The sequence below is a fragment of the Bacillus sp. DC4300-2b2 genome, from assembly GCF_049895685.1.
GTDB lineage: Bacteria > Bacillota > Bacilli > Bacillales > Bacillaceae > Bacillus > Bacillus safensis.
In genome coordinates, this window is sequence record NZ_JAFCSW010000002.1 from 211,882 (window position 1) to 235,087 (window position 23,206).

22 protein-coding genes are annotated in these 23,206 nt (G+C 40.3%); 3 read left to right on the forward strand and 19 right to left on the reverse strand.

The window, feature by feature from the left end:
• Positions 1-4: 4 nt before the first annotated feature.
• From ACP69X_RS05975 to ACP69X_RS05985, 3 genes are read right to left on the reverse strand one after another with little or no spacing between them, the layout of a single operon-like run.
• On the reverse strand, positions 5-556 hold the full coding sequence (locus tag ACP69X_RS05975; protein ID WP_052468184.1) for an AAA family ATPase: 552 nt from the start codon (positions 554-556) through the stop codon (positions 5-7).
• Between the two features lie 13 nt (positions 557-569).
• Entirely contained in the window at positions 570-1,604 is a 1,035-nt protein-coding gene (locus ACP69X_RS05980) for a hypothetical protein (RefSeq protein ID WP_426052525.1), read from the reverse strand.
• Positions 1,605-1,609: 5 nt separating this feature from the next.
• Positions 1,610-2,839 carry a methionine adenosyltransferase gene (locus ACP69X_RS05985; RefSeq protein ID WP_052468186.1) on the reverse strand — a complete coding sequence of 410 codons (1,230 nt, stop codon included), beginning with the start codon at positions 2,837-2,839 and terminating at the stop codon, positions 1,610-1,612.
• Positions 2,840-2,948: 109 nt separating this feature from the next.
• Here ACP69X_RS05985 and ACP69X_RS05990 point away from each other — a divergent pair, with 109 nt between their 5' ends.
• Entirely contained in the window at positions 2,949-4,031 is a 1,083-nt protein-coding gene (locus tag ACP69X_RS05990) for a serine hydrolase domain-containing protein (protein ID WP_426052526.1), read from the forward strand.
• Here ACP69X_RS05990 and ACP69X_RS05995 read toward each other — a convergent pair.
• The 4 genes from ACP69X_RS05995 to ACP69X_RS06010 are packed head-to-tail and all read right to left on the reverse strand — an operon-like array spanning position 4,028 to position 7,984.
• Positions 4,028-5,197 carry a hypothetical protein gene (locus ACP69X_RS05995; protein WP_041084826.1) on the reverse strand — a complete coding sequence of 390 codons (1,170 nt, stop codon included), beginning with the start codon at positions 5,195-5,197 and terminating at the stop codon, positions 4,028-4,030. The genes ACP69X_RS05990 and ACP69X_RS05995 overlap by 4 nt on opposite strands.
• Positions 5,198-5,220: 23 nt before the next feature.
• Positions 5,221-6,366 carry a nucleotidyltransferase family protein gene (locus tag ACP69X_RS06000; protein WP_041084827.1) on the reverse strand — a complete coding sequence of 382 codons (1,146 nt, stop codon included), beginning with the start codon at positions 6,364-6,366 and terminating at the stop codon, positions 5,221-5,223.
• Positions 6,367-6,372: 6 nt separating this feature from the next.
• Complete coding sequence (locus ACP69X_RS06005; protein WP_041084828.1) at positions 6,373-6,951, reverse strand: CYTH domain-containing protein; 579 nt, start codon at positions 6,949-6,951, stop codon at positions 6,373-6,375.
• Positions 6,952-6,970: 19 nt separating this feature from the next.
• Entirely contained in the window at positions 6,971-7,984 is a 1,014-nt protein-coding gene (locus tag ACP69X_RS06010; protein ID WP_041084829.1) for a hypothetical protein, read from the reverse strand.
• Positions 7,985-8,085: 101 nt separating this feature from the next.
• On the opposite strand from ACP69X_RS06010, the gene ACP69X_RS06015 reads away from it, so the two are divergent.
• Entirely contained in the window at positions 8,086-8,346 is a 261-nt protein-coding gene (locus tag ACP69X_RS06015; RefSeq protein WP_041084830.1) for an acyl carrier protein, read from the forward strand.
• Here the strand turns inward: ACP69X_RS06015 and ACP69X_RS06020 are convergent.
• The 3 genes from ACP69X_RS06020 to ACP69X_RS06030 all read right to left on the reverse strand — a co-directional run bounded on the left by ACP69X_RS06020 (position 8,333) and on the right by ACP69X_RS06030 (position 12,911).
• Positions 8,333-10,051: an ABC transporter ATP-binding protein gene (locus ACP69X_RS06020; protein ID WP_041084831.1), complete on the reverse strand. Its 1,719-nt coding sequence runs from the start codon at positions 10,049-10,051 to the stop codon at positions 8,333-8,335. The two genes, ACP69X_RS06015 and ACP69X_RS06020, sit on opposite strands and share 14 nt — an antisense overlap.
• Positions 10,048-11,817 carry an ABC transporter ATP-binding protein gene (locus tag ACP69X_RS06025; protein WP_198528241.1) on the reverse strand — a complete coding sequence of 590 codons (1,770 nt, stop codon included), beginning with the start codon at positions 11,815-11,817 and terminating at the stop codon, positions 10,048-10,050. The genes ACP69X_RS06020 and ACP69X_RS06025 overlap by 4 nt, the downstream gene beginning before the upstream one ends.
• Positions 11,818-11,990: 173 nt before the next feature.
• Positions 11,991-12,911, reverse strand: a complete 921-nt coding sequence (locus tag ACP69X_RS06030; RefSeq protein ID WP_426052527.1) for an aminoglycoside phosphotransferase family protein — start codon at positions 12,909-12,911, stop codon at positions 11,991-11,993.
• Positions 12,912-13,080: 169 nt separating this feature from the next.
• Here ACP69X_RS06030 and ACP69X_RS06035 point away from each other — a divergent pair, with 169 nt between their 5' ends.
• Positions 13,081-13,344 (forward strand): acyl carrier protein, encoded by a 264-nt coding sequence (locus tag ACP69X_RS06035; protein WP_052468192.1) that lies wholly within the window; start codon positions 13,081-13,083, stop codon positions 13,342-13,344.
• 51 nt (positions 13,345-13,395) lie between these two features.
• Here ACP69X_RS06035 and ACP69X_RS06040 read toward each other — a convergent pair whose 3' ends face one another.
• From ACP69X_RS06040 to infB, 9 genes are all read right to left on the reverse strand, one after another.
• On the reverse strand, positions 13,396-14,628 hold the full coding sequence (locus ACP69X_RS06040; RefSeq protein ID WP_041084832.1) for a M16 family metallopeptidase: 1,233 nt from the start codon (positions 14,626-14,628) through the stop codon (positions 13,396-13,398).
• A gap of 33 nt (positions 14,629-14,661) precedes the next feature.
• The gene (locus ACP69X_RS06045) at positions 14,662-15,615 is read right to left on the reverse strand and encodes a polysaccharide deacetylase family protein (protein ID WP_426052528.1); all 954 of its coding nucleotides are present in this window, start codon (positions 15,613-15,615) and stop codon (positions 14,662-14,664) included.
• A 124-nt stretch (positions 15,616-15,739) separates the two neighbouring features.
• Positions 15,740-17,857, reverse strand: a complete 2,118-nt coding sequence (gene pnp, locus ACP69X_RS06050) for a polyribonucleotide nucleotidyltransferase (protein WP_041084833.1) — start codon at positions 17,855-17,857, stop codon at positions 15,740-15,742.
• Between the two features lie 181 nt (positions 17,858-18,038).
• Entirely contained in the window at positions 18,039-18,308 is a 270-nt protein-coding gene (rpsO, locus tag ACP69X_RS06055) for a 30S ribosomal protein S15 (RefSeq protein ID WP_008354438.1), read from the reverse strand.
• A gap of 140 nt (positions 18,309-18,448) precedes the next feature.
• On the reverse strand, positions 18,449-19,414 hold the full coding sequence (ribF, locus tag ACP69X_RS06060; RefSeq protein WP_041084834.1) for a bifunctional riboflavin kinase/FAD synthetase: 966 nt from the start codon (positions 19,412-19,414) through the stop codon (positions 18,449-18,451).
• A 17-nt stretch (positions 19,415-19,431) separates the two neighbouring features.
• Positions 19,432-20,361 (reverse strand): tRNA pseudouridine(55) synthase TruB, encoded by a 930-nt coding sequence (gene truB, locus ACP69X_RS06065; RefSeq protein WP_269103559.1) that lies wholly within the window; start codon positions 20,359-20,361, stop codon positions 19,432-19,434.
• Between the two features lie 68 nt (positions 20,362-20,429).
• A complete protein-coding gene (gene rbfA / locus ACP69X_RS06070; RefSeq protein ID WP_007499525.1) occupies positions 20,430-20,780 on the reverse strand; it encodes a 30S ribosome-binding factor RbfA in 351 nt (116 codons plus the stop codon).
• 17 nt (positions 20,781-20,797) lie between these two features.
• On the reverse strand, positions 20,798-21,076 hold the full coding sequence (locus tag ACP69X_RS06075) for a DUF503 domain-containing protein (RefSeq protein WP_024424137.1): 279 nt from the start codon (positions 21,074-21,076) through the stop codon (positions 20,798-20,800).
• Positions 21,073-23,193, reverse strand: coding sequence for a translation initiation factor IF-2 (gene infB / locus ACP69X_RS06080; RefSeq protein ID WP_041084836.1), 2,121 nt, complete (start codon positions 23,191-23,193; stop codon positions 21,073-21,075). The genes ACP69X_RS06075 and infB overlap by 4 nt, the downstream gene beginning before the upstream one ends.
• Positions 23,194-23,206 lie beyond the last annotated feature (13 nt).

The following is a 23,206-nucleotide window of genomic DNA, read 5'->3' on the forward strand; positions in this document are numbered from 1 at the left end:
GTCCTCACCCCTTTTTCTCAAGGTTTTGGATTTTCATAAGCACCTGGTCTGCCTCGTCCCGCTTGTCTATGCGCAGGCATTTCACATGAGATTCTTCTTTTAATTTGTGAAAAAGCTTTTCGTTTTGATGAATCACCTCTGGATAGACTTGAAAGGCATATGAGAAAAATTGGAGCGCATTACCCATTCGCTCCTTATTTCCATTCCAAAGTTTCTCTCTTGTGATGAGCCGTTTGAATGTCCTTTTCATAAGGCGGGGGAATGTCTGTCTTCTCTTGACATCAAGCCAAATGATCGTATCAGCATATTCAGCCAATATGTGGTGAACAGATGAATATTGACCATCAACGACCCATTTCTTTTCTTTAACAATTTCATGGACACTATCGATAAACACCGTCTTATCTGTTTTTTTCCAATTCGCTTGCCAGAATAGGGCATCAAGTTCATAGTGAGGTAACGTTAACTCCTGCTTCAATTGATGTGCAAGGGTTGTTTTTCCAGATCCAGGTGGACCGACAATCCAAATTCGCTGGCTAGCTCCTTTATTGTTCAAGTTGTTCCCTCCGTTACAGAACACGTTCATGCTTTTGAATGTCGTTTCTCACTTTTACTAGCAAATCAAGTGCTTCATCCCAATTCAGGTTTTCTGTTAATTCGAATACGGGTGTTTCGCTTGAATGAATGGACACATCTTTACATAATAGATCTAATGCTTCCGGCGAAAAGCCATTTTCCTTTAACAGCTGGCCAAAAAGTGTATGTGCGGGAGTCAATCTTGTTTCAGGTGTACTAAAATAGTGAATCATTCCCGCCATTGCTTCTACAGGACCCGGTGACAGGTGAATGCCATTAAACCGGGTACACACGTTAGATAAACCAAACCGTTTTTGCTCCGACAGCAGCATGTGTTTAAAAGAACCCGCTTTTGCCTCTTTAGGATCCGTTGCACCGATAAAATCTTCTCTTAACTTCTTCATAGGCTGCTTTGAAAAACATTCAAGGACGATAATAGACTTTGCAGGTGCAGTGAACCACTCTATTTGACAAGGGTGGAATGAATTAAGCAGAAGCATCTTTTCTCCATCCACCTCGGCCTCTATGGCATATGTGCCCGCACCCAGCTTGTCTACCTTAACGTTTCGGGTTAACAGCTCTAAACCATATGGCGTAAGCTCTTTGTACTTTTGTAAAAATTGATGGCCTCCATATATGAAATGTTCCTTCTTTTTAAACTCTGGGTATTTCATGGCGAGCATCTTTTTTGCTGCATCTGACACTTCACTCAGACCGTTTTTAGAAATTTTATTTAGCATCCCATATTGATTTTCAATGATTTTCTTTTCCTTCAAATATAAGGATGATATAACGCGCACGGCTCCTATTTCTACCTCACGATCATCTAATCGTTGGAGAAGTTCATCTAGTATTAGATCAAGCTGTACACCTTTATTGATACTTGTTAATTCAGGCTTTAGCATCAACAGAAGATGATGTTGATTCAATTGTTGTTGTTTTTCAATTTCATATGGATGAATGGTCACTGCCATAGGTTCTTTTGTATGAATACATGCTTGAACGGCTTCAATGACTCTTTTTTTCATCCTTTTTACCACATTGTCACGCCTTTAAAAATTAAATCTGTTGTCACATCGCCCATGGAATGAACCGCATTCATGACGAGGTCTTCAATTCTTTTTCTATCAACTTCATTTCCATCCCACTGCTGAATACGGACGGCAATTTCATCAGGGTTGTGGAGCGGTGCCTCTTTTGAAGTAAAGATATGCACTTCTGTTGGCTTTTGAATCGTTTCAAAAATTTGATCTGCCAACCGTTGTGCGAGCACCCCATATAATTTCCCTGTATGATCAAGCGGGTTTTTCCCAGCTGGCGCTTCAATACTCATAGACCGCATTGGGGTGATCAGTCCATTTAATCTATTTCCTCTTCCAACAACTCCTACATCGCCGGTATCTGCTACAGAACCTAGCGCTGTTAAGTACGGACGGCCATTGCGATCTGTTGCGTTAAGCATGAGATCAGGCGTGAGGCCTAACGTTTCATGAATATAGCGAGCGATTTGATCTTGGCATTCCTTTTTGCGGGCAAAATACTCCTCAAGACTATGAATATCTTTAGCTAGAAATGGCATGTTCACAATGAGTTTGAAATCTTCATGACGTCTGCTTCCAAATATTTTTACATCCCAGCCGGTATCTGGATTGACCTTTTTAAATTCTGGTCCATTCACATAACGCTCTGTATAAAGGACCAGCTTCTCAAGACGGCTTAACGGAGCATGAGCATGCAGTAAGTTACAGTCGTTTGACACAAGCTTTGGATCACCGATTTCAATCATGTCCGTTTCAACCATCGGACGATATCGTGAATTTTTGCGGCCTGCCCCCTGATGATCGACGATTCGGCAGTCAATGACGAGATGTTCTTCAGGGTCAAATCCTGTTGTCACCTCTGATAACACATCCTTTGCCGCATCGAAAAGAATCTTTTTAAGAGGAATGGGCTCATCCCCGTATGCGTATGCCCCTTTTCCAGCAAACACAACTTGATACGGTTTGACCATTGTCCCTTTCCCATACGTGACATCCGCATCTCCGCCAAGAAGCATGACTTTGTCAAACCAGTGGTGTGCCACCCTGCCGAAATGCTCCATGCAATATTGAGAATAGTATTGAGAAGCTCTTTCTGCTATGGCGTCACACATTGTATCTGGATGTCCTACACCTTTACGTTCCACAAGCTCATATGGAATTTGTTCTATATCTTGGCCATCACCTTTTAAAATATCAAGAATGGTTTTTTGAATTGTTTTCATTTTCTATCGCCCGCTCTCTTTTAAAATATAAAAATATTGATCGTTCATCTTAAAACAACATGAAACATTTGGTAATATATATATATTCTGTATGAAAGAGGTGTCTATTTTGATCAATGAATTGATCCTGCAGCGTCTGCAAGATACAACCACCGACATTAGAAAATTATTGGAGCAACATCAAATTCCCGGCTGTTCCATTTGTATTTCTCATGAAGATGAGCACATTTGGTCGTGGTATGAGGGCCTAGCTGATATTGAAAGCGGCACCCCTGTTACAAAAGACACAACCTTTCGAATTGGTTCTGTGACTAAGCCTTTTACTGCAATGGTGATGATGAAATTGCGAGAGGAAGGATTCATTCAACTCGATGAACCCATTCATACTTACGAACCATTGCTTTCTTCCATAAAAAGTCACTTGTCTGAACCAATTCCACTCACTTTCCAAATGATTGCCTCTCATATCTCAGGCCTGCCCAAAGCACTCGACAAAGCCGTTCATATACGAGAGATGACTCTAGCTCAATGTATTGAAATACTCACTATTTTCACACCGCCTTGGTCTATCATCAATTATTCCAGTCTTGGCTACTCTATATTAAGTAAAGTGCTAGAAAAGGTGAGTCATATGCCATATAGAGAATTAGTGCATTCCCACATACTAAAACCGCTCGATTTGAAGCAAACCGGATTTATTGAAACAGCCTCCACAGCCAAAGGATATACAGTTTCTTCCTCAGGCCTGTCTGACGTAACCTATCCAAGTGCTGAAACACCATCTTGGGAGGATGGTTCAAGCGGACTAATCTCCACAGCAGATGATCTGATTCAATTCATTCAAGCTCAATACGGTGCAAACAGCCTGCTTCATCAGCATTCTCTAAAAGAAATGCAAAGCCCCGTTATGGTTGAAGAAGATTTCAGCAGAGGTGCTGGTCTTTCATGGTTTTTGAGACCTTTTAACGGTTTCACCTTAGCTGAACATAGCGGAGAAATTAAAGGGTTCACCTCCTATATTGGATTCATTCCAAAGAAAAAATTAGGAGTTTGCATTCTCATGAACTCTGACGAAAGGCTCGCACGGCCAATTGCCGAAATGCTCTTTCAAATTTTGCTGCCAGCAGATCACGAGCAAATGAAAAAACGTGAAGACCGGCTCAAACGAATGTTTAGACAATCGTCTCTTTAAATCGAACTGACTTTTTTGTTTAACAGATCTGGAATTGCATCTTGCAGGTAACGCGGATCACCCTCTAAATAAAAGCATGGCATGTTAAACAAGTGATGGATAAGCTCAGATGCCTTTTGCCTCAGAAAGGTATCTGACACATGTCGAAGTCCGAGCCAGCCTTTTAAATAGTCGGGATCTTCTGGTTCTCTTATATTTGCTGTCATGATTTCTTTTGCTCTTTGATCATCGTTTTTTACTGGTACAAGCCTGATCTCACCTGAACCTATTTTGAGTGAAGGAAAAATCACCATATTTACTTTCGTAGAGCTCCGAATCGTTGTTCCTGTCATGTCAGCAGCTTCTTTTGGTGTAATTTCAAACTTACAGCCGCTCGCCCATTTTTCTTTTGCCTCTTCCTCTGTTGATATGGTTTCATCCCATATTCTTTTATCTTGAGACCGGCTGAATTTTTTGTTTTTCAGTTCCTGTATATTTGTTGTGGCTTGGACGGTTCCTACTCCAAGCGCCAAGCACATCGGCCATCCATACACAGTCAGTTCCTGATCTTCAAGCACTGAAATAGAACGATCGTTTGTGATAAAATCTGCTCCTCCATGATGCAAAAACTGCCACATAGTGGTTGACTTCCCGGCACCTTTATCACCGATAATGAGCGCTCCTTTTTGGCCATCTTCAAAAGAAACAGCTGCTGCATGTGTAAAGCATCCACCTTGGTTTTCTAGTGTTCTAAGGGCAATTTCTCGGACGATTCGCAGTGGACAGCGTATCGCAGACTCATTATTGTTTTTTCCAATCACAGCATAACGCCCCTTATTGACCGCCACACTGTGCGGCTCGTCACCTTCATGTGAGGCAAATAATACTTGGTCATCTAATTTTAATCGTTTGTAAGTAAACTTCCTTTTTGCAATAATGGTTTCGCCCTTTTGAAAGCAAGCACTGCGAACAGACTGTTCAAGCTCCGGATCAATAATAAACCTTATTTCAATCTGTGAAGGGATATCCCCCTCGCGGCGATCCAATTCTTTTGGGATATAATGTTCAATATCTTCAATCGCCTGCAATTCCATTGATAGAATATGAAAATGAATACCTGCAAACACAAATGACTTTTCAAAAGGAAAATCGTTCTTAGGCTTTTCAAAAAGCGCTTTTATATCCATATAGAATCCTCCTCTTCAATTTGCTATTGCCTTTCAGGAAATAGCTGTATGGCTGGTTCCTCTTCAAGTTCATCGCGATTATCTAAGCTGAAAAAACGCTCAATAAAAGATTTTTTCCATATTTTCAAAGAACCGAAATCATTCTCTCCATAAGCTTCTAAGAAGGATTGGTCACTCATGTCTAGCTGCTTCAATTGATCGATATAGTTCGTTTGATACAATAAATCTAAAAACGTAAACGTGTAAAAAAGTGCTTTCTCGGCCCCTAATTCCTTCGCTCTTACTTGCAAAGCATGCCAATCAAGCTGATTTTGCTCTTCAACAAACATGACGTACTCTCTTACATCACAAAACTTGATCAAATTAAGATCTGCATGTAAGTAGACATACTGTACATTTGTTGCCTCCTTATATAGATGGAAAGCAAGATGGATAAGAAAATCTAATGGCTGGAGCAAATGGACATCTGTTTGAAAAAAGTGCTTTTCTTCAGCAGCATCCAGCAAAGCATTTGTTGCTTCGTAGTTTTTTTTCAGTTCAACATCATAAGAGAAATCGACTCGGTGTACCTTCAAAAAATCTTCTCCGCTCCGTTTAATATGTGAATAAAGATTCCCGGCATTCATTCTCCACATCATTTCTTCTTCTCTTTCAATCGGTATTTCCTGGTCGGCAGCCCAGTCATATTTCCCGATGATAAACCCTTCTTTCTTGAGCAATGATGAGGCACTTTTCCGGTCATCTGGATGAATTAAGAAATCAAGGTCTGACATCATTCGCAGTCCATAATCTTTGTACACAAGCGGGGTTAAAATGGCGCCTTTAAGGGGGACCGCTTTCAGCTTTGCATTTCGGAATGTTTGTAACAGACGCTTGAATTCTTTGAATCTCTCCACATTTTTTTGACGATTCCCTATATAGTGATAGTGAAGCAAAAATTTGTATGTTGTCGTAATGCTCTTTTCATCATCAAGGCGAATTAAATGAGGTGTCATCAGCTGAAGCACCTTATGTCTTGATGCCAGTCCAATTAATTTAGGCATATCAATGCCATCTTTCAATAGAGCTCTAATAGACTCTTCTTCTTGTTCATTTAATTGAATACGTGAGCTAAGTAATAACAGTCTCTGCTCATTTGAGAGAGTGGATTGATCCAAAACAGCTCGCATGTTTGACTACTCCTTCCCGTAAAACGATTGAAATCTAGTGATAAATCGAGAGCGCTTTCCTTTTCGATTGACTGGCATGTCCAAATCATCAGTTAGTGTATGAAACAATTGATCTGCCTCATATGCTTTTTCACTGTCATATTCAATTTCCAATTCATAATCTGTGATGCCAAGATAGCTGCTTTGATCCAAATCCACTTTGATGCCTTCCTCAATGTGAAAGGTTGTTCGCTCAGTGACCAATAGCCCCAACATTTCTGGCTGTTGAGTACCTGTAATCGGTAAAGACCTCATGAAGTTCTGTAAATCTAGTTTTTGCGGTAACTCCTCAATAGGTAATGACGTTTCTTCTCTTACTCTTTTATAGCCAGATGTTTGACTGGGGCGTTTGATTTCAAGTGTTAGTTTCCCGCTGATTTGACGGATACGTACGGTATAACCAAATCGTTTTAATAGAAAATCTGGGGTGTCGTAATAGTAATTGAAATTAAGTATATAAGTAGGGCTATAACTTTGAATGAACATGTCGTATATGTCCTGAAAATCTGTTTGTGACAACAAATATTTATATTCCTGCTCAACCATGACTCACCTCCAAAAAGTCTTACACGACAATGTCGGATTGTTCAAGAAGCTCTTGAATGAGGACAGTACCTTTCTCTAAAGAAGTAAATGCCTGCTTTAATGAATAACAAGGCACCTTTTCCGCTAGTGCGTTAAGAAATGGTTCTAGCTCTTCGGGTGTCGGCAATGTGAAAAACGGTAATAAGAATTCATTATGTCTTCCAGGATTAATGACTGCATGCTCGTTCAGACGTTCCGCTGCTTCATGCGATGTCATTTTCGATAGTTCTGCACCAGTTTGCCCGTGAGGTAAAAATTCAGGAAACACAATCACATCGATTTTTCCCATTGTTTTGACTTCACGTGCAAACCATTTTTCTAGCTCCTCTGGATATACAAAATGATAGCTTTTATCATCCTCGTTAAAAGGGTGACTTGATGTTTGGAGTCTGTATGGGGTACCAAGCTTTTCAATGGCTTCAAACGAATCTTTCCGAATGCTCATAGATCTAGGCCAGCCAGTTCCCGTGTACTCGGTGTTCGTATATGAAACACCTATATCATCGTTTGTGATATACCGGGCATCGGTTAATGATAATAAGGATAAGATGGTGGACGTTTTCCCTGCCCTTGATCCGCCTACTAGGGCAATTCCCTTTTGGTTCATCTCCATCATGCCCCCATGCAAATAGATGAGTCCATCCTGATAACACAAAAGGCGGAGCAAAACTCTAATTAACCGTAGAGCATGCTGGGCTGCCCATCTGACATCTTTTGGTTCATCTATCACAATGACTTTTTTCTCTCCGTGATACAGGTAGCGGCAGCGGGGTTCCATCTTCGTTTCGTAAAAGACTTCTTCAAGCGGTATTTCTTTTTGAATTTCTTGTGCATATTCACTGGTTAAAATTGTCCAAACGTCTCCTTCATGTCTTTCTGTTAATTTGCTGCAATCAATATAAGGATGTACTTTACTTATGACTAAATTCTGAATTGATTCATCTGCACCTAATACGACACGAACATCATTTTTTTGATAGCTTACATATGACAATGAATGCCACCCCTTATGATAGATTTATAAAAACAATTGCATTTTTTTCCTTCATCAACCAAAATGTAACATGTATCAATCTCTTAGAAAGGAGCCGCGACATGAATGAACTGAAACTAACTGAAGTTGAAGAAAAAATTGTCCAGCTTGTCATGAATAAGTTGTCTCTCAATGAGCAGCCAAGCCGGGATGATAGTTTAAAAGCTTTAGGATTAAATTCTGTCCAAATCGTCTCTTTTGTTATTTCATTAGAGGACACCTTTCATATTGCTTTTGAAGATGAAGAATTACATCCCGACCACTTCCGCACCTTAGATCGACTCTTTACTTTGGTTAAAAACAAACTGACTAAGACGCTGTAATCACCTGGGCCATAAATAAAGAGCGGTAATGCGAGGAGGCTTCCATCAGCTCCTCATGAGTACCGCAGCTTTGAACAGCACCACCTTCAAGTACATAGATCATATCTGCATTTTGTATGGTTGATAATCTGTGCGCTATCACAAGCAAGGTGCCGCCCCCTTTGGCATCATCTATCCCTTTTTGAACTTTCCTTTCAGTCTGCCGATCAAGCGCGGAGGTCGCCTCATCCAATATAAGTAAATCAGCCTGTTTTAAAAGCGCTCTGGCGATTGCTAAACGCTGTCTTTGTCCTCCTGATAGAGAAATTCCCCTCTCTCCAATGACTGTGTCAAAACCTTTTTCAAGCCCTTTGATGAAGGAAAGAATTTGTGCAACTTCACACGCCTGTTCAAGTTGTTCTTCGGTCACATCATTTAATCCCATGATTAAATTCAGGCGTATAGTGTCTGGGAAAAAATAAGGTTCTTGCGGAACAACGGCTATTCGCCTTAATAAATGAGATGGTTTTATCTCTGATAGATCAATCCCATTCACTAAAATTCCCCCGCTATCTGGCTGGTAAAGTCCAAGTGTGAGCTTTGAGATTGTCGATTTCCCGCTTCCGCTCGCTCCAACAATCGCCACTTTCTTTCCCTTTGGAATATGAAGATTCAAGCCGTCTAAAGCGCCTTTAGAGGTTTGTTCATATGAAAAGCAAACATCTTCAAACACCACGTCTTCTACAGCATCTATTTGTTTTGTTCCTTTTTCTTCGTTTTCCATTTGCAGCACTTCTGCGATTCGATGAACAGATGCACGCTGTTGGAAAAATTCAAATACATACTGGAATAACTCTTGATAACTCTTCATTAATTGAGATGCATATTGGTAAATGACGACAAATAAACCGATGGACATGTTTCCTGCTGCTACTTGATATGTGCCAAACACTAGAACTGATAGTATCCCAAACCATTTCAATGGTTCTGTTAAAAAAAGAAGCTTATTTTGAAACTTACCTTCCTTCATGACACGATCCATCATTTTGTTAAACAGCTTTTCATACAAACCAATTTCCCACTTACGTCGATCAAATGCGACAACTTCCCTTGTAGAGGAAATTCCTTCTTCTACATGCACGAAAAGGTCTGATTTTCTCTCCTGCACATCTTTTGCTATGTTTGTTGCCGTTTCCGCCATTTTTTTACCGATAATGAAATAACAAGTGCTTGCAAAGAGAAGCAAGAAAAATAAGACATAACTCACAGATAGTAAAACGATAGATAAAACAACGGCCATAAAAATCGTTTGGACAATCTTCGGTATATGTAAAGCAGCCGTGACAGCAACTGTCTTTACATCTTGATTAAGCTTGTGTAAATAAAAACTAACTGGGTGAGTTTTATATGATCTCATGGATACTTGCTGAAGCTGATCTAGCATCATTTTCTGCAATGAATGGTGGATGGTCAGATAGTTTTTATGCATCACATACGGACTCGCCACAAACATCACAACATACACAAGAAATATAATGGCAAACAGCATCAAGATCTGGGAAAAATGTGGACTGATACCACTATGCAAAAGAACATCATCAATGAGCCACTTTTGCAGTCCTATCATGGCTAAATTAGCTGCTGCTTCAATCAAAACGAGTAAAAGAGCAAGGAGGAGCATCCATTTTTGCCTTGTGATTAAAAGAAACAGCCAATTTTTTCTCATGTTACACCTGCCTCCTTTTCTGAGCGGTCAGACGCTAATTGGTAAAAATGCCCCTTTTTCCTCATCAATTCATAAAAAGATCCAGTCTCTAACACACAACCATCTTTTATAAAAATAATTCTGTCAAAATGTCTGACTGTTGATAAACGGTGTGCAACTGCTATGACAGTAGAATCCTTAAATGTTTGGTGTAATGCCTGCTGGACTTTTTGCTCACTGACATTGTCAAGAGATGCTGTGGCTTCGTCGAGTAATACAACACTTGGATTTTTAGCAAATAGCCTGGCAATCGCTATTTTTTGTTTTTGCCCGCCGGAAAGTTTTAATCCCCTTTCCCCGAGTATGGTGTCGTATCCATTTTCTAATTCTCTTATAAATGAATCACAGTCTGCTTTTTTTGCGGCTTCAATGATCTGTTGATCTGAAAGACTTGTATCTCCAAAACGAATATTGTCCTTTACACTCATATTGAATAAGAACGTTTCTTGAAAAACAAATCCCATCGCACCTCTTATTTGACTAGTAGGTAAATGGCGCAAATCTACTCCATTCAGTGTAATCATCCCAGCTGAGGGATCATAAAAGCGTCCAATTAGCTTAAGAAGTGATGTTTTCCCTCCGCCGCTCGTACCGACAAGCGCTACTTTTTCACCCTTCCGAATATGTAGATTCATCCCTTTTAATAAAGGAGGATGATTTGGATAATGAAAACTGACGTCATGAAACTCGATATCGCCTTCTACATGATCAAGGTGCACCGGCTGCTGAGGCTCTCTAATATCAGGTGTTTTTTTCATAAAATGATATAAAGGCTCAATTTGAAAGGTTAATATCCGTTGTTCTGTTAAAAGTGTGACAATGGAAGTAAGCATATGCATCGCTGAAAAATAATATAGGATATATGCCACAAAACCACCTGTCGTCAGCTGTCCAGTCTTTACAAGGTGGATACCAATACCAAAAGTGGCAAGAGCACCAATATAATAAGTCAGCCTGCGGTTGCTTCCTCGTAAATAGGCGAAAAACACATTTTTTTCATGATTTTGGCGCACTTTTTCATGCAGTCGTTGAATTCGTTCCATATCCCATTTCATATAGCCTAAAATTCTAAGCTCTTCCATCGAAGCAAGACTTTCGTATAATTTTGTTTGCAGCGTGCGAAAACCTTCTGCACTTTGTCTACCGTAGATTGTTGCCTTTTTTTCAAGCCATGGTCCAAAGACATAGTAGAGAATAAAACTTGGAATGATGATGAGTGTGAGAAAAATAGAAATGTTTATCATAAAGAAAAGTGAGATGGCGATAAATAATATCTGATTGATAAATTGTGGGAAGTATCGTCTGTAAATTTCTTGTACAGCTCGTGTCTGTGTGTTAACAAAGGAGAGTGTTTCACTAACAGAATGTTGTTCGTAGTATGAGAAACCAAGTTGACGGATTTGCTGGAAGGCAGCAAATTGTGAATCTCTTGAGGCTTGTTCAATTAATTTTCTTTGCCATAAATTTCGTGCGGCTGTCAGTACAATACCAAGTACAATTAAGCCAGTCAGTCCTGACAATAAACCATTCATTTTTGAAAAGTCTTTTGCTGGCAAAATGGTCTCAATAAAATATTGAATAAATTTAGGTATTATGAGCTCGCTCAAGGTAATAACGAAACCACTCATAATAACTAGAATCACTTTACCTGTATAAGGCTTTAAGAATGAAAGTGTCCATAAATATACACGCCATAACTGCTTTGAACCCTTGTCGATTTGTTTCAATCCACCACCAGCCTTTTGCTCTTTTTCAACAAAAAACGGAATTTTTTTACATCTTTTTCGATCCTTGTTTGGATTATATAAAATGTTTTTAGTCATGACAATGTGTAATTTGTATCATTATAACAAAAAAGACAGTGACTTCCATCACTGCCTAATCGTCCTATATTTCACTGTTATCTAGTGATACGCGCATACCACTGTGGCTCTATTTGATCAAAATAATGATGATCTTTTAGCACATTTTCTAGTCTTTCAATCATCTCATCCATTTGACCCTGATCGAATTTAATGACCCACATAATCGATGAGAAGATACTCATTGCGACATAAACAGAGTAAAGCAGCCAAAAATCATCTGGGATGTTCCCATCAAAATATCCATTGATTTGACCTGCCGAAAAGGCTTCACTTGTTTCTCTGCTGAAAAGAGCTACTTTATAAAAATCATGAATGGGATCTCCCCAATCAAAATTGTTAAAATCAATGACACCTGCATATTTATTATCGTTTACAATAATGTTTCCTAAATGAAAATCATCGTGCTGAAATTGATTAGGTCTGCCTTTCACAATATCTATGTGCTTGGCTATAAACTGAGCCACTTTTTCATCCCCTTCAAGGGTGATGCCGCTTTCCCTGTAAGCAGTTAAATATCGATGATGCTTTTTAATGACACGATCTTCCCAAGGTTCGATGTGTGAAGGTGCCGGATATTTATGCATATTTCGTAAATCCTGACCTGCACTTACCCCGAGAGCATACTGCTTTTCTTCAGTTAACTGACTCATGATTTCTTTTGCTTCATGGCCTTCTATAAACGATAAAATATAGTACACTTGCTGTTTTGCTTCTAGAACACCAATATTCACTGGATCAGCACACTGAACACCATGACGTCTTAATTCGGATAGCAGCTCAAACTGCGTCTTTATTTTGTCATACTGGTCTTGTTCTGTGAATCGAAGGACATATTTTTCACCTGATACGGTAGTCATGACCCATTTTTCATCCCGAGAATATCCTTTATCAATCTGGTCTATGCTGACTGCTTCTTTTAATAAGGGAATGTGCTGCATAAGGTCTGTTTTATTCATGGATTCATTCATCCTTCCAGTCTCTTTTCTTCTCACTCTACCAAATATTTCATTTGAATAGAATGATTAACAATTCCTATTTATGTCGAAACTGCTTTACAATGTTTTTTCATTCTAATATAGTTAATTTATGTAAACGATAGAAAATTTGTAAAAGGGAGCGTTGCAGATGAATGAACCGACGGATGTCCTTTCACTTTCAAATCAAGTAAAAGATTTGGTTCTGCGTTCTTTGGATGATAGCAGCAAGATTTCTATTGGTGCAGATGAAGAATTAACAAATCACGGTCTCGATTCAATTAAAGCAGTTTCACTCATATTGGAATTAGAAGAGGTTTTTGATATTCAATTTGCAGATGAGGAATTACTGACAGAGCACTTTTCGACAATCAATAAAATTGTTCATCAGCTGCAAAATAAGTTAGCTGATTAATCTTTTTTGCATGAAAAAAAGGCATCTCTTTAAAAGACATGCCTTTTTTGTTTAAGCAGAAGGTACATCACCCGTCGGACTAATAAGCGAGAGCGCATAATCTTCTGTAAAGATGCGTTTAGATAAGTTATTCACGCCGTCTAATGTGACGCTGTTGATTTCGTCAATAATTTCATCGAGTGTCCGATGTTTGCCAAGGAGCAGTTCGTTTTTACCGTTTCGGCTCATTTTGCTGTTTGTACTTTCAAGGCTCAGCATAAGGTTGCCTTTCATTTGCTCTTTAGAGTTCTCTAGTTCTTTCTGCGTGATTCCCTCACGCTTTAAGACGTCTAATGTTTGTAAGATGGTCTCAGAGAGCAGGTTTAGCTGCTTCGCCCCAGTTCCGCCATAAATCGTCAGCATTCCATTATCTGCAAATGAACTATGATAGCTGAAGACGGAATAAGCAAGTCCTTTGTCCTCTCTTACATCTTGGAATAACCGGCTGCTCATGCTTCCGCCAAGAACATTATTTAAGACGATTAAATCATAGATGCCTTTATCTCCCGCTGGAAGGCCATTAAAGCCCAGGCATAGGTGCGCTTGTTCCGTTTCCTTTTTGCGTGTGAGCTTGTCATAATGAAATGCTGGAGCTTCGACAGGCTGCTTTTTCCCTTTTCCTTCATAAGAGCCGAATAGCTTTTCAACCTCACGAATAAAGGTCTCATCTACGTTCCCTGCAACAGAGATCACAACGCGGTCCGGCGTGTAGAATTCATCCATATATTTTCTAAGTGAGTCTCCATTAAAGGTAGAAAGTGTTTCCTCTGTTCCTAAAATCGGATATCCTAATGAATGTTCACCATAAATGGCTTTGCTTAATAAATCATGAACGATGTCATCAGGTGTATCCTCATACATTTTAATTTCTTCATACACCACATTTTTTTCTTTTTTCAGCTCTTCTTCATCAAAAGCAGAGTGAAAGAACATGTCGCTTAATACATCGAGGGCGTAGCCAGCATGTGAATCAAGCACCTTTGCATAGTAGCAAGTATATTCTTTTGATGTAAAGGCATTCACTTGACCACCAATGCGGTCAAAGGATTCTGCGATATCACGTGCAGATCTTGTCTTTGTCCCTTTAAAGAACATATGCTCTAAAAAGTGTGAGATCCCATTAATTTCAGGTGTCTCATGTCTAGAGCCTGTTCCAATCCAGACGCCAATTGCGACAGACCTTACAGTGGGATTGTTTTCGAGTACAATTCTTACTCCGTTTTGGCAAGTATACGTTTTGACCAAGTTTTGCTCCTCCTATTCAACAAACAGATCGCATCACGAATGTCTTTTTTCACTTAGGAGGTCAGAAACCGTCCCTAATTCATATCCTCTTTCCTTGATTTGAGTGATAAGTGCGTCAAGACTTTTCGCCGTTGCATCTGTTGGATGCATTAATATCATCGCCCCATTGTGAATTTTCCCAAGCACCCGCTTTTGTAAAATAGCCGGTGATGGCTTTTGCCAGTCGATGGTGTCTACTGTCCACATAATGGTTTCCATGCCTTCTTGTTTGGCAAGCTTGACTGTTTCTTCTTTAAAGCTGCCGCTTGGAGGCGCAAACCATTTTGGTTTCTTCCCAAGGGATTCTTCAATTTGGCGATTTGTTTTCGTTATCTGCTCTAATGCTCGTTCTCTTGTCAGTGTGCGCATATCTGGGTGATTGTATGAATGATTTCCAATTTCATGACCATCTGCCACGATTTTTTTAGCAAGCTCTGTGCTTTTTTTCACCCATTTGCCTTCTAAGAAAAAGGTCGCCTTGACTTGATGCTTTTCCAGCGTTTTTAACATGTTGATTAAATGCTCGTCACCCCAAGCTACGTTGATGAGAAATGCATTCATTTTTTTATCTGGATGTCCTTTATAAATGGGCTCAGCACCAAGTTCATGTAAATGAATAGATGGTTTTGTTTCATTCAAAACAAGCAGCTTTTCATCGAATGACCCCTGTTTCTTCATTTTTTCATAAGAAGCATCGATATCAACTGTCTGTCCATTTAAGCCAGGTATCTTTTTCCACACTTTATCAATCTTAGCATTTTGCGCCTTTACTTCATAGTCAGAAGACTTCGATTCAATCTCCTGATATAAAATATCTTTTGAAACAGATGCTACCTCGGCATGCTCTTTCATTGATTCAATATATGTAACAGCAGCCGGCTGCTTCATCGTTTGATATGACACGAGCAGTAAAAATACAAACACAATGAATGGTAACGTTTTTTTCAATGGTTGTCCCTCCCCTTTACCACAAATTATGATGGGGAGAAACAAGCTAGAACTATTGTTAGCGTAAGAAAAGAAAGAAGCCTGGCACGGATACCTGGCTTCTAACACATTTTATTTGATCTCATTAAGACTGGTTTTCTTCTTTTTCCTTTTCTTCACGTAAAACAGCTTTCCGAGAAAGGTTCACACGGCCTTGTTTATCGATTTCAGTGACTTTGACAAGCAATTCATCGCCAAGTTTCACGACATCTTCTACTTTGCCCACACGCTCAAGCGCAAGCTCAGAAATATGAACAAGTCCATCTTTTCCGCTGAAGATTTCAAGGAAGGCACCGAATTTTTCAATGCGTTTGACTTTACCTAGGTAAAGCTGTCCTACTTCAACTTCTCTCACAAGATCTTCAATGATTTTCTTCGCTTTTTGGTTCATATCTTCTTCTGTAGAAGAAATAAAGATTGTACCATCTTGTTCAATATCGATTTTCACACCAGTATCTTCAATGATTTTATTGATTTGTTTACCGCTTGGTCCAATGACATCGCGAATTTTATCCGGATTAATTGTCATCGTTAAGATTTTTGGTGCATAACGAGACAATTCTCCTCTAGAAGCAGGAATCGTTGACAGCATGCTGTCTAAGATTTCCATTCTTCCTTTTTTCGCTTGTTGAAGAGCCTCTTCTAAGATGTCTTTTGATAGACCATCGATTTTGATGTCCATTTGAAGTGCTGTGACACCTTTTGATGTCCCTGCAACTTTAAAGTCCATATCTCCAAGTGCATCTTCCATTCCTTGAATGTCTGTCAGCACTGTATAGTATTCCCCTGATTTCACAAGTCCCATTGCAATCCCTGCAACTGGTGCTTTAATTGGAACACCCGCATCCATCATCGCAAGTGTGCTTGCGCAAATACTTGCTTGTGAAGTAGACCCATTTGATTCTAATACCTCTGAAACAAGGCGAACCGTATAAGGGAAATCTTTTTCGGATGGAATGACTGGTTCTAGTGCACGTTCACCTAGTGCGCCATGTCCGATCTCACGGCGGCCTGGACCGCGCATTGGACCTGTCTCACCAACACTGAATTGCGGGAAGTTGTAATGGTGCATGAAGCGTTTTGATTCTTCAACACCTAGACCATCAAGAATTTGCACATCACCAAGCGCACCTAATGTACAAATACTGAGCGCCTGTGTTTGTCCTCTTGTAAATAGGCCTGAACCGTGCGTTCTTGGCAGAAGTCCTACTTCTGAAGAAAGTGGACGGATTTGATCTACACCGCGTCCATCTGGACGTACTTTCTCTTCAGTGATCAGACGACGAACTTCATTTTTGACAAGCTTGTTTAATACATCTTTCGCTTGTTTAATCGTTGCTTCGTCACGTTCTTCTGCTTCAAACTTCTCAACTACAGCTTTTTTCACAGCACTGATTGCATCCTCACGTGCATGCTTCTCATGTACTTGAATCGCTTTCAGCAGGTCAGCTTCAGCAAGGGCTTTTACTTCGTCTGCTAACGTTTGATCTACTTCATATAAAGGAATATCGATTTTTTCTTTACCGACTGCCTTTACAATTTCTTCTTGGAATTCAATTAAGCGTTTGATTTCTTGGTGACCGTACATGATCGCTTCAAGCATTGTTTCTTCCGGTACTTCATCAGCACCAGCTTCTACCATGTTAATCGCATCTTTTGTTCCAGCGACCACTAGATTGATGTCACTTTGTTCAAGCTGCTCCACATTTGGGTTAATGATGAGCTTTCCATCCACTCGTCCTACTGTAACGCCGGCGATTGGTCCCTCAAATGGAATGTCAGACACACATAAAGCTAAAGATGAGCCAAACATTGCAGCCATTTCAGATGAGCAATCTTGATCCACACTCATGACGATACTAATGACTTGTACTTCATTTCTAAATCCATCTGCAAACAGCGGACGAATTGGTCTGTCAATTAAGCGGCTCGCTAGGATAGCCTTTTCACTTGGACGGCCTTCTCTTTTAATGAAGCCGCCAGGAATTTTACCTACTGCGTATAGTCTTTCTTCGTAGTTCACAGTGAGCGGGAAGAAATCAAGTGGTTTTGGTTCTTTAGAAGCTGTTGCTGAGCTAAGCACAGCCGTATCTCCGTAGCGTACGAGAACCGCTCCGTTTGCTTGCTTTGCAAGCTGGCCAGTTTCAACTGTCAGTTGACGTCCAGCCCAGTCTATGGTGAAGACATGTTTCTCTTGTCCCATTCTGAGATAAACTCCTCTCTTATCGTAAAGTTTTAGTTAGTTCTTATTATGAACAAAATGATTTTCACATATCAATGTGAAAGCTGTATGTAGAAGGGTTTTTGCCATTCTTTCAACATTTTAACCATAAAATATTAGTGATTATACGATAAAAAAGCGGGAATCCTCCCGCTTTTTACGATTATCGACGTAAGCCTAGTTTGTTAATTAACTCACGGTAACGAGTTACGTCTTTATTACGTAGATACGTAAGAAGATTACGACGTCTACCTACCATTTTCAAAAGACCGCGACGTGAGTGGTGATCTTTCTTATGAGTACGTAAATGCTCGTTCAAGTTGTTAATTGATTCTGTTAGGACAGCGATCTGAACTTCTGGAGATCCAGTATCAGATTCGTGTGTTTTGAACTCATTAATTAATTGCGTTTTACGCTCTTGAGTAATTGCCATCCTGTTTCACCTCCAAATCATGTTAGCCCCATCTACCTCGCAACCGTCGGTGAAGTCGGCCTGCCAAGTAAGTGGTTTTAAAGCTACAGGAATTATCATACTAAAAATATGCTGAATTTGCAAATGGTAGAGCAGTTTTTCTATGATTTTTTTGTTTGCTTGTACTGATCTTGAAAAAACTGAATCGCTTCTTCTTTATCTTGACTAATTTGAGCCGTCAGCTCCTGAATTCCGTTAAATTTCCGTTCACTGCGAATGCGCTTGAACCATTGTAATTTAATCGGCTGGCCATATATTTCTTCGTTGAAATCAAAGAGGTTTACTTCAATGGCAGGCTGATCAGGTCGCTTTTCATAAAATGTTGGTTTATACCCAACATTACAAACGCCGTCATATACTTTGCCTTTCACTTCTGCTCTTACTGCATAAACCCCTGTTGGCGGAATAATGTATTCAGCAGATAAGCCGACATTAGCTGTCGGAAATCCGATCGTCCGTCCGCGTTTGTCTCCATGGATGACAATGCCGCGAAGCTGATAAGGTTTTCCTAAAAGCTCGCTCACATATTCAACATCCCCATTCTTTAATGCAGAACGGATAAGAGTGGAGCTGACTTTTCGGTCTTGATTGGACAGCTTAGGGACGATGGTTGCCTTGATACGGCCTTTTCCGTATTCATCGAACGTTTCCATTGTGCCTGCACCAAAACGGCCAAACGTAAAATCAAACCCCGCTACTGCGTGCTTCACATTCAATTCATCCAAATATTGATCCACAAACTCTTGAGGAGATAGAGCTGCAAAGCTCTCGCTGAATTGTACGATGTATAAATAGTCAGCGCCCAGCTGTTCGATGAAATCAATTTTATCCTCAAGCGGTGTAATTAAGTCTTTTGGTTCCCGTGCCTTTTGCAAAACATGTGATGGATGTGGATGGAATGTCATGACCGCTAAGGCCAATCCTTCTTTTTTTGCAATACTTTTCGCTTCGTCAATGACTTTTTGATGCCCGAGGTGAACACCGTCAAAGTACCCTAAAGCCATGACAGACGGGACTTGATCCTTTTGATTCAATGTATGTGGGTGTGAAATATGTATAGTCTTCACGAGATGTCACCTTTTCTTTAAGATTGCTTGTCCTGAGATAAGATCTTCGCCGGCTTCATCAGGTTCGGTTTGGTCGGGTGCTTCATATATATCGCCAGACAACGACCTGAAGGAGCAAAAACAGCGACACGATCCTCCTCTGCGAAATGAGCAAATTCATCAGGCATTGGCAGGACTGCACCGTTTTCCACTTTACTTGCTAATGTATCATTTATCTCCCATTTCGGCAAATGATTGAGCGCACGCTCGATCGGGACAAGGTGCTCATCTAAAGTTCCTTCCTCGCTTATCTCTCGCAACTGATCCAGCGTGATACATTCATCAAGTGTAAAATCACCAGATCCTGTACGAATGAGATGTGACATGTGGGCTGGAAACCCTAGTTTCTTCCCGATATCAACCGCTAAAGTTCTCACATATGTTCCCTTTGAGCATAGTACGGTGAATCTAAATGACACGCTGCCATCCTCATATGTGACAGGTGTAGTCCGCTCGATACGGTGAATGGTAATTTCACGGGCCGGCCGCTCAATTTCAATGCCTTCTCTAGCATATTCATAGAGCTTTTTCCCGCCAATTTTCACAGCAGAAAACATGGGAGGAATTTGTTCAATGGTTCCTTCAAACTGCTTCAGCGCCGCATCAATGTCTTTTTCTAAGATCGGGTTTTCCACTTTTTTTTCTTCTACGATCTCACCTGTTTGGTCTTCTGTTGTTGTAGAAAAACCAATCGTGATTTCTGCATCATACGTTTTCGATTTATCTGTTAAGTATTCTACAATCTTCGTTGCTCTTCCGATACAAATAGGCAGAACACCTGAAACCTCTGGGTCGAGGGTGCCTGTATGTCCGACTTTTTTTGTGTGCAATATTTTTCTTACCTTAAACACACAGTCGTGAGAGGTCATACCTCTTTCTTTATGTAATAAAAGAACACCATTTATCATCTGCGTTCTCTCCTTTCATAAACGATGAAAAAGGACAGACGATCATCGCCTATCCTTATTTCAACGTCTTATTCGTGATCTTTTGTGTTTAATTCTGCAATCAGGCTTTCAATTCGGTTTCCGTAATCTACGGATTCGTCGAATTCAAAATGCAGTTCTGGTGTTTTGCGAAGTCTGATTCGATTGCCAATTTCAGAGCGGATGTACCCTTTAGCCTTTGCAAGACCTTTTAAGGTTTCCTCTCTTTTCTTCTCGTCGCCAAGAACAGAAATGTAGACTTTGGCAATTTGCAAATCACCGGATACTTCGACATCGGTTACAGTCAAAAAGCCAATTCTTGGATCTTTTAACTTTCTGCCTAGGATGTCGCCCAATTCTTTTTTCATTTGCTCACCCACACGGGTTGCTCTCATACTCATGATCTTATCACCTCTAATTAAAACCACTCAGTTTTCGTGATCGTTCGTTCAATTTCAGGAAAAGAATCGATAAAGCTTAATACACGCTGAAGCTCCTTTTCCACTTGAACCCGAGATGAGGAAATCACGGCGATTCCAATTGATGTACGCTGCCATGTATCCTGGTAATCCATTTCAGCAATGGTTACATTGAATTTATGACGCGTTCTTGTCAATATACGCTGAAGAACCGCACGCTTTTCCTTCAGTGAGGATGCATCATAGATCATGCACTCACATTCGGTATAACCGATCATTTTCTTTCGATTTCTTGCATAACGAATGATTCCATGACATCACCTTCACGGATATCATTGTATTTCTTAATGGTAATACCACATTCATAGCCTTGTGAAACTTCTTTCACATCATCTTTAAATCGTTTTAACACGTCAACTTCGCCTTCGAAAATAACGACGCCGTCACGGATTAAGCGGATTCCGCTATCTCTTGTAATCGTTCCTTCAGTCACATAGCCACCCGCAATTGTACCGATTTTAGATACTTTGAACGTTTGACGAACTTCAACTTGACCGATGACTTTTTCTTCATATTCAGGGTCAAGCATCCCTTTCATCGCAGCTTCAATTTCATCGATGACTTTATAGATAATGCGGTGCAAGCGGATATCAACGTTTTCAGTCTCAGCTGTGCTCTTCGCATTTCCATCAGGACGTACGTTAAAGCCAATCACGATGGCATTAGAAGCACTTGCTAAAATGATATCTGATTCTGTAATCGCTCCAACACCCGTATGGATGATTTTCACTTTTACGCCTTCGACTTCAATTTTTTGAAGAGCTGCTGTTAATGCTTCAGCAGAGCCTTGTACGTCTGCTTTCACGATCAAGTTGATATCTTTTACGTCACCTTGTTTGATTTGCTCAAATAGATCGTCTAGAGATAATTTTGCTTTGTCTGAACGCTGTTCGTCCAGCTGCTTAGAAGCACGCGCCTCACCGACTTGACGAGCTGTTTTTTCATCTTTGAATACGAGGAACTGATCCCCTGCATTTGGTACATCGTTTAAACCAGTGATTTCAACAGGTGTAGATGGTCCTGCTGTTTTCACGCGGCGGCCGATATCATTGACCATTGCACGTACACGGCCAAATGTATTTCCGACGACGATTGGGTCACCTACATGAAGTGTACCTGTTTGAACAAGAAGGGTTGCAACAGAACCTCTTCCTTTATCAAGCTCAGCCTCGATAACAGTCCCTTTTGCCGCACGATTTGGGTTGGCTTTCAATTCTGCTACTTCGCTGACAAGAAGGATCATTTCGATCAATTCATCAATGCCTTCACCTGTTTTCGCAGATAGCGGAACAAAGATCGTTTCGCCGCCCCAAGCTTCTGGTACAAGACCATGCTCAGTTAATTCCTGCATCACGCGGTCAGGGTTTGCTGTTGGTTTGTCAATTTTATTGACAGCGACAATGATTGGCACTTCTGCCGCTTTCGCATGGTTAATCGCTTCAATTGTTTGAGGCATGACACCATCATCTGCTGCAACAACCAGAATTGTCGTATCCGTTACTTCGGCACCACGTGCACGCATCGTTGTAAATGCTGCGTGTCCAGGTGTATCAAGGAACGTAATTTTTTTGCCGTTTTCTTCGATTTGGTATGCACCGATATGCTGCGTGATTCCACCTGCTTCGCCTTCGACGACTTTTGTCTTACGAATGCTGTCAAGAAGTGTTGTTTTCCCGTGGTCAACGTGTCCCATGATCGTTACAACTGGAGGGCGTACTTGCATATCTTCTTCTTTATCTTCAACTTCATACTTTTCAAGTTCAGTTTCTTCTAAAATAATGACTTCCTCTACTGGAACACCATATTCAGAAGCGATTAATTCAACTGTATCTTTATCAAGTTCTTGGTTGATCGTTGCCATGACACCAAGCATCATCAGCTTTTTGATGATTTCAGCTGTTTCTTTTCCAAGCTCATCAGCCAGCTGGCCGACGGTCATTGAATTTGTAAATTCAATTTTTTCAGGAAGCTCTTTTTTAGGCTTCACAGGTCTAGCTTGCTGATGCTGCGGTTTGTTATTTCCACCGCGTTTATTTTTGTTTTTATTTTGGTTGTTGTTTTTTTTGTTTTTATTAAATTGATTATTCTGCACGTCATTCTTCTTTCTATCATTGTTTTTGTTAGATGATTGTTTTTTTTGTTCTGCGGGTTTCTCGTTAGTTGTCTCTTTTGCTTTGGCTTTTTTATAGATAGCGTCTAGCTTTTTCACAGTGTCGTCTTCAAGCGTCGCCATGTGGTTGTTCACTTCCACGTTCATATCCTTAAGCGCTGCTATAATATCTTTACTTGAAACATCTATGGCTTTTGCGTATTCATATACTCTCACTTTAGCCATTCGTTCACCCCCA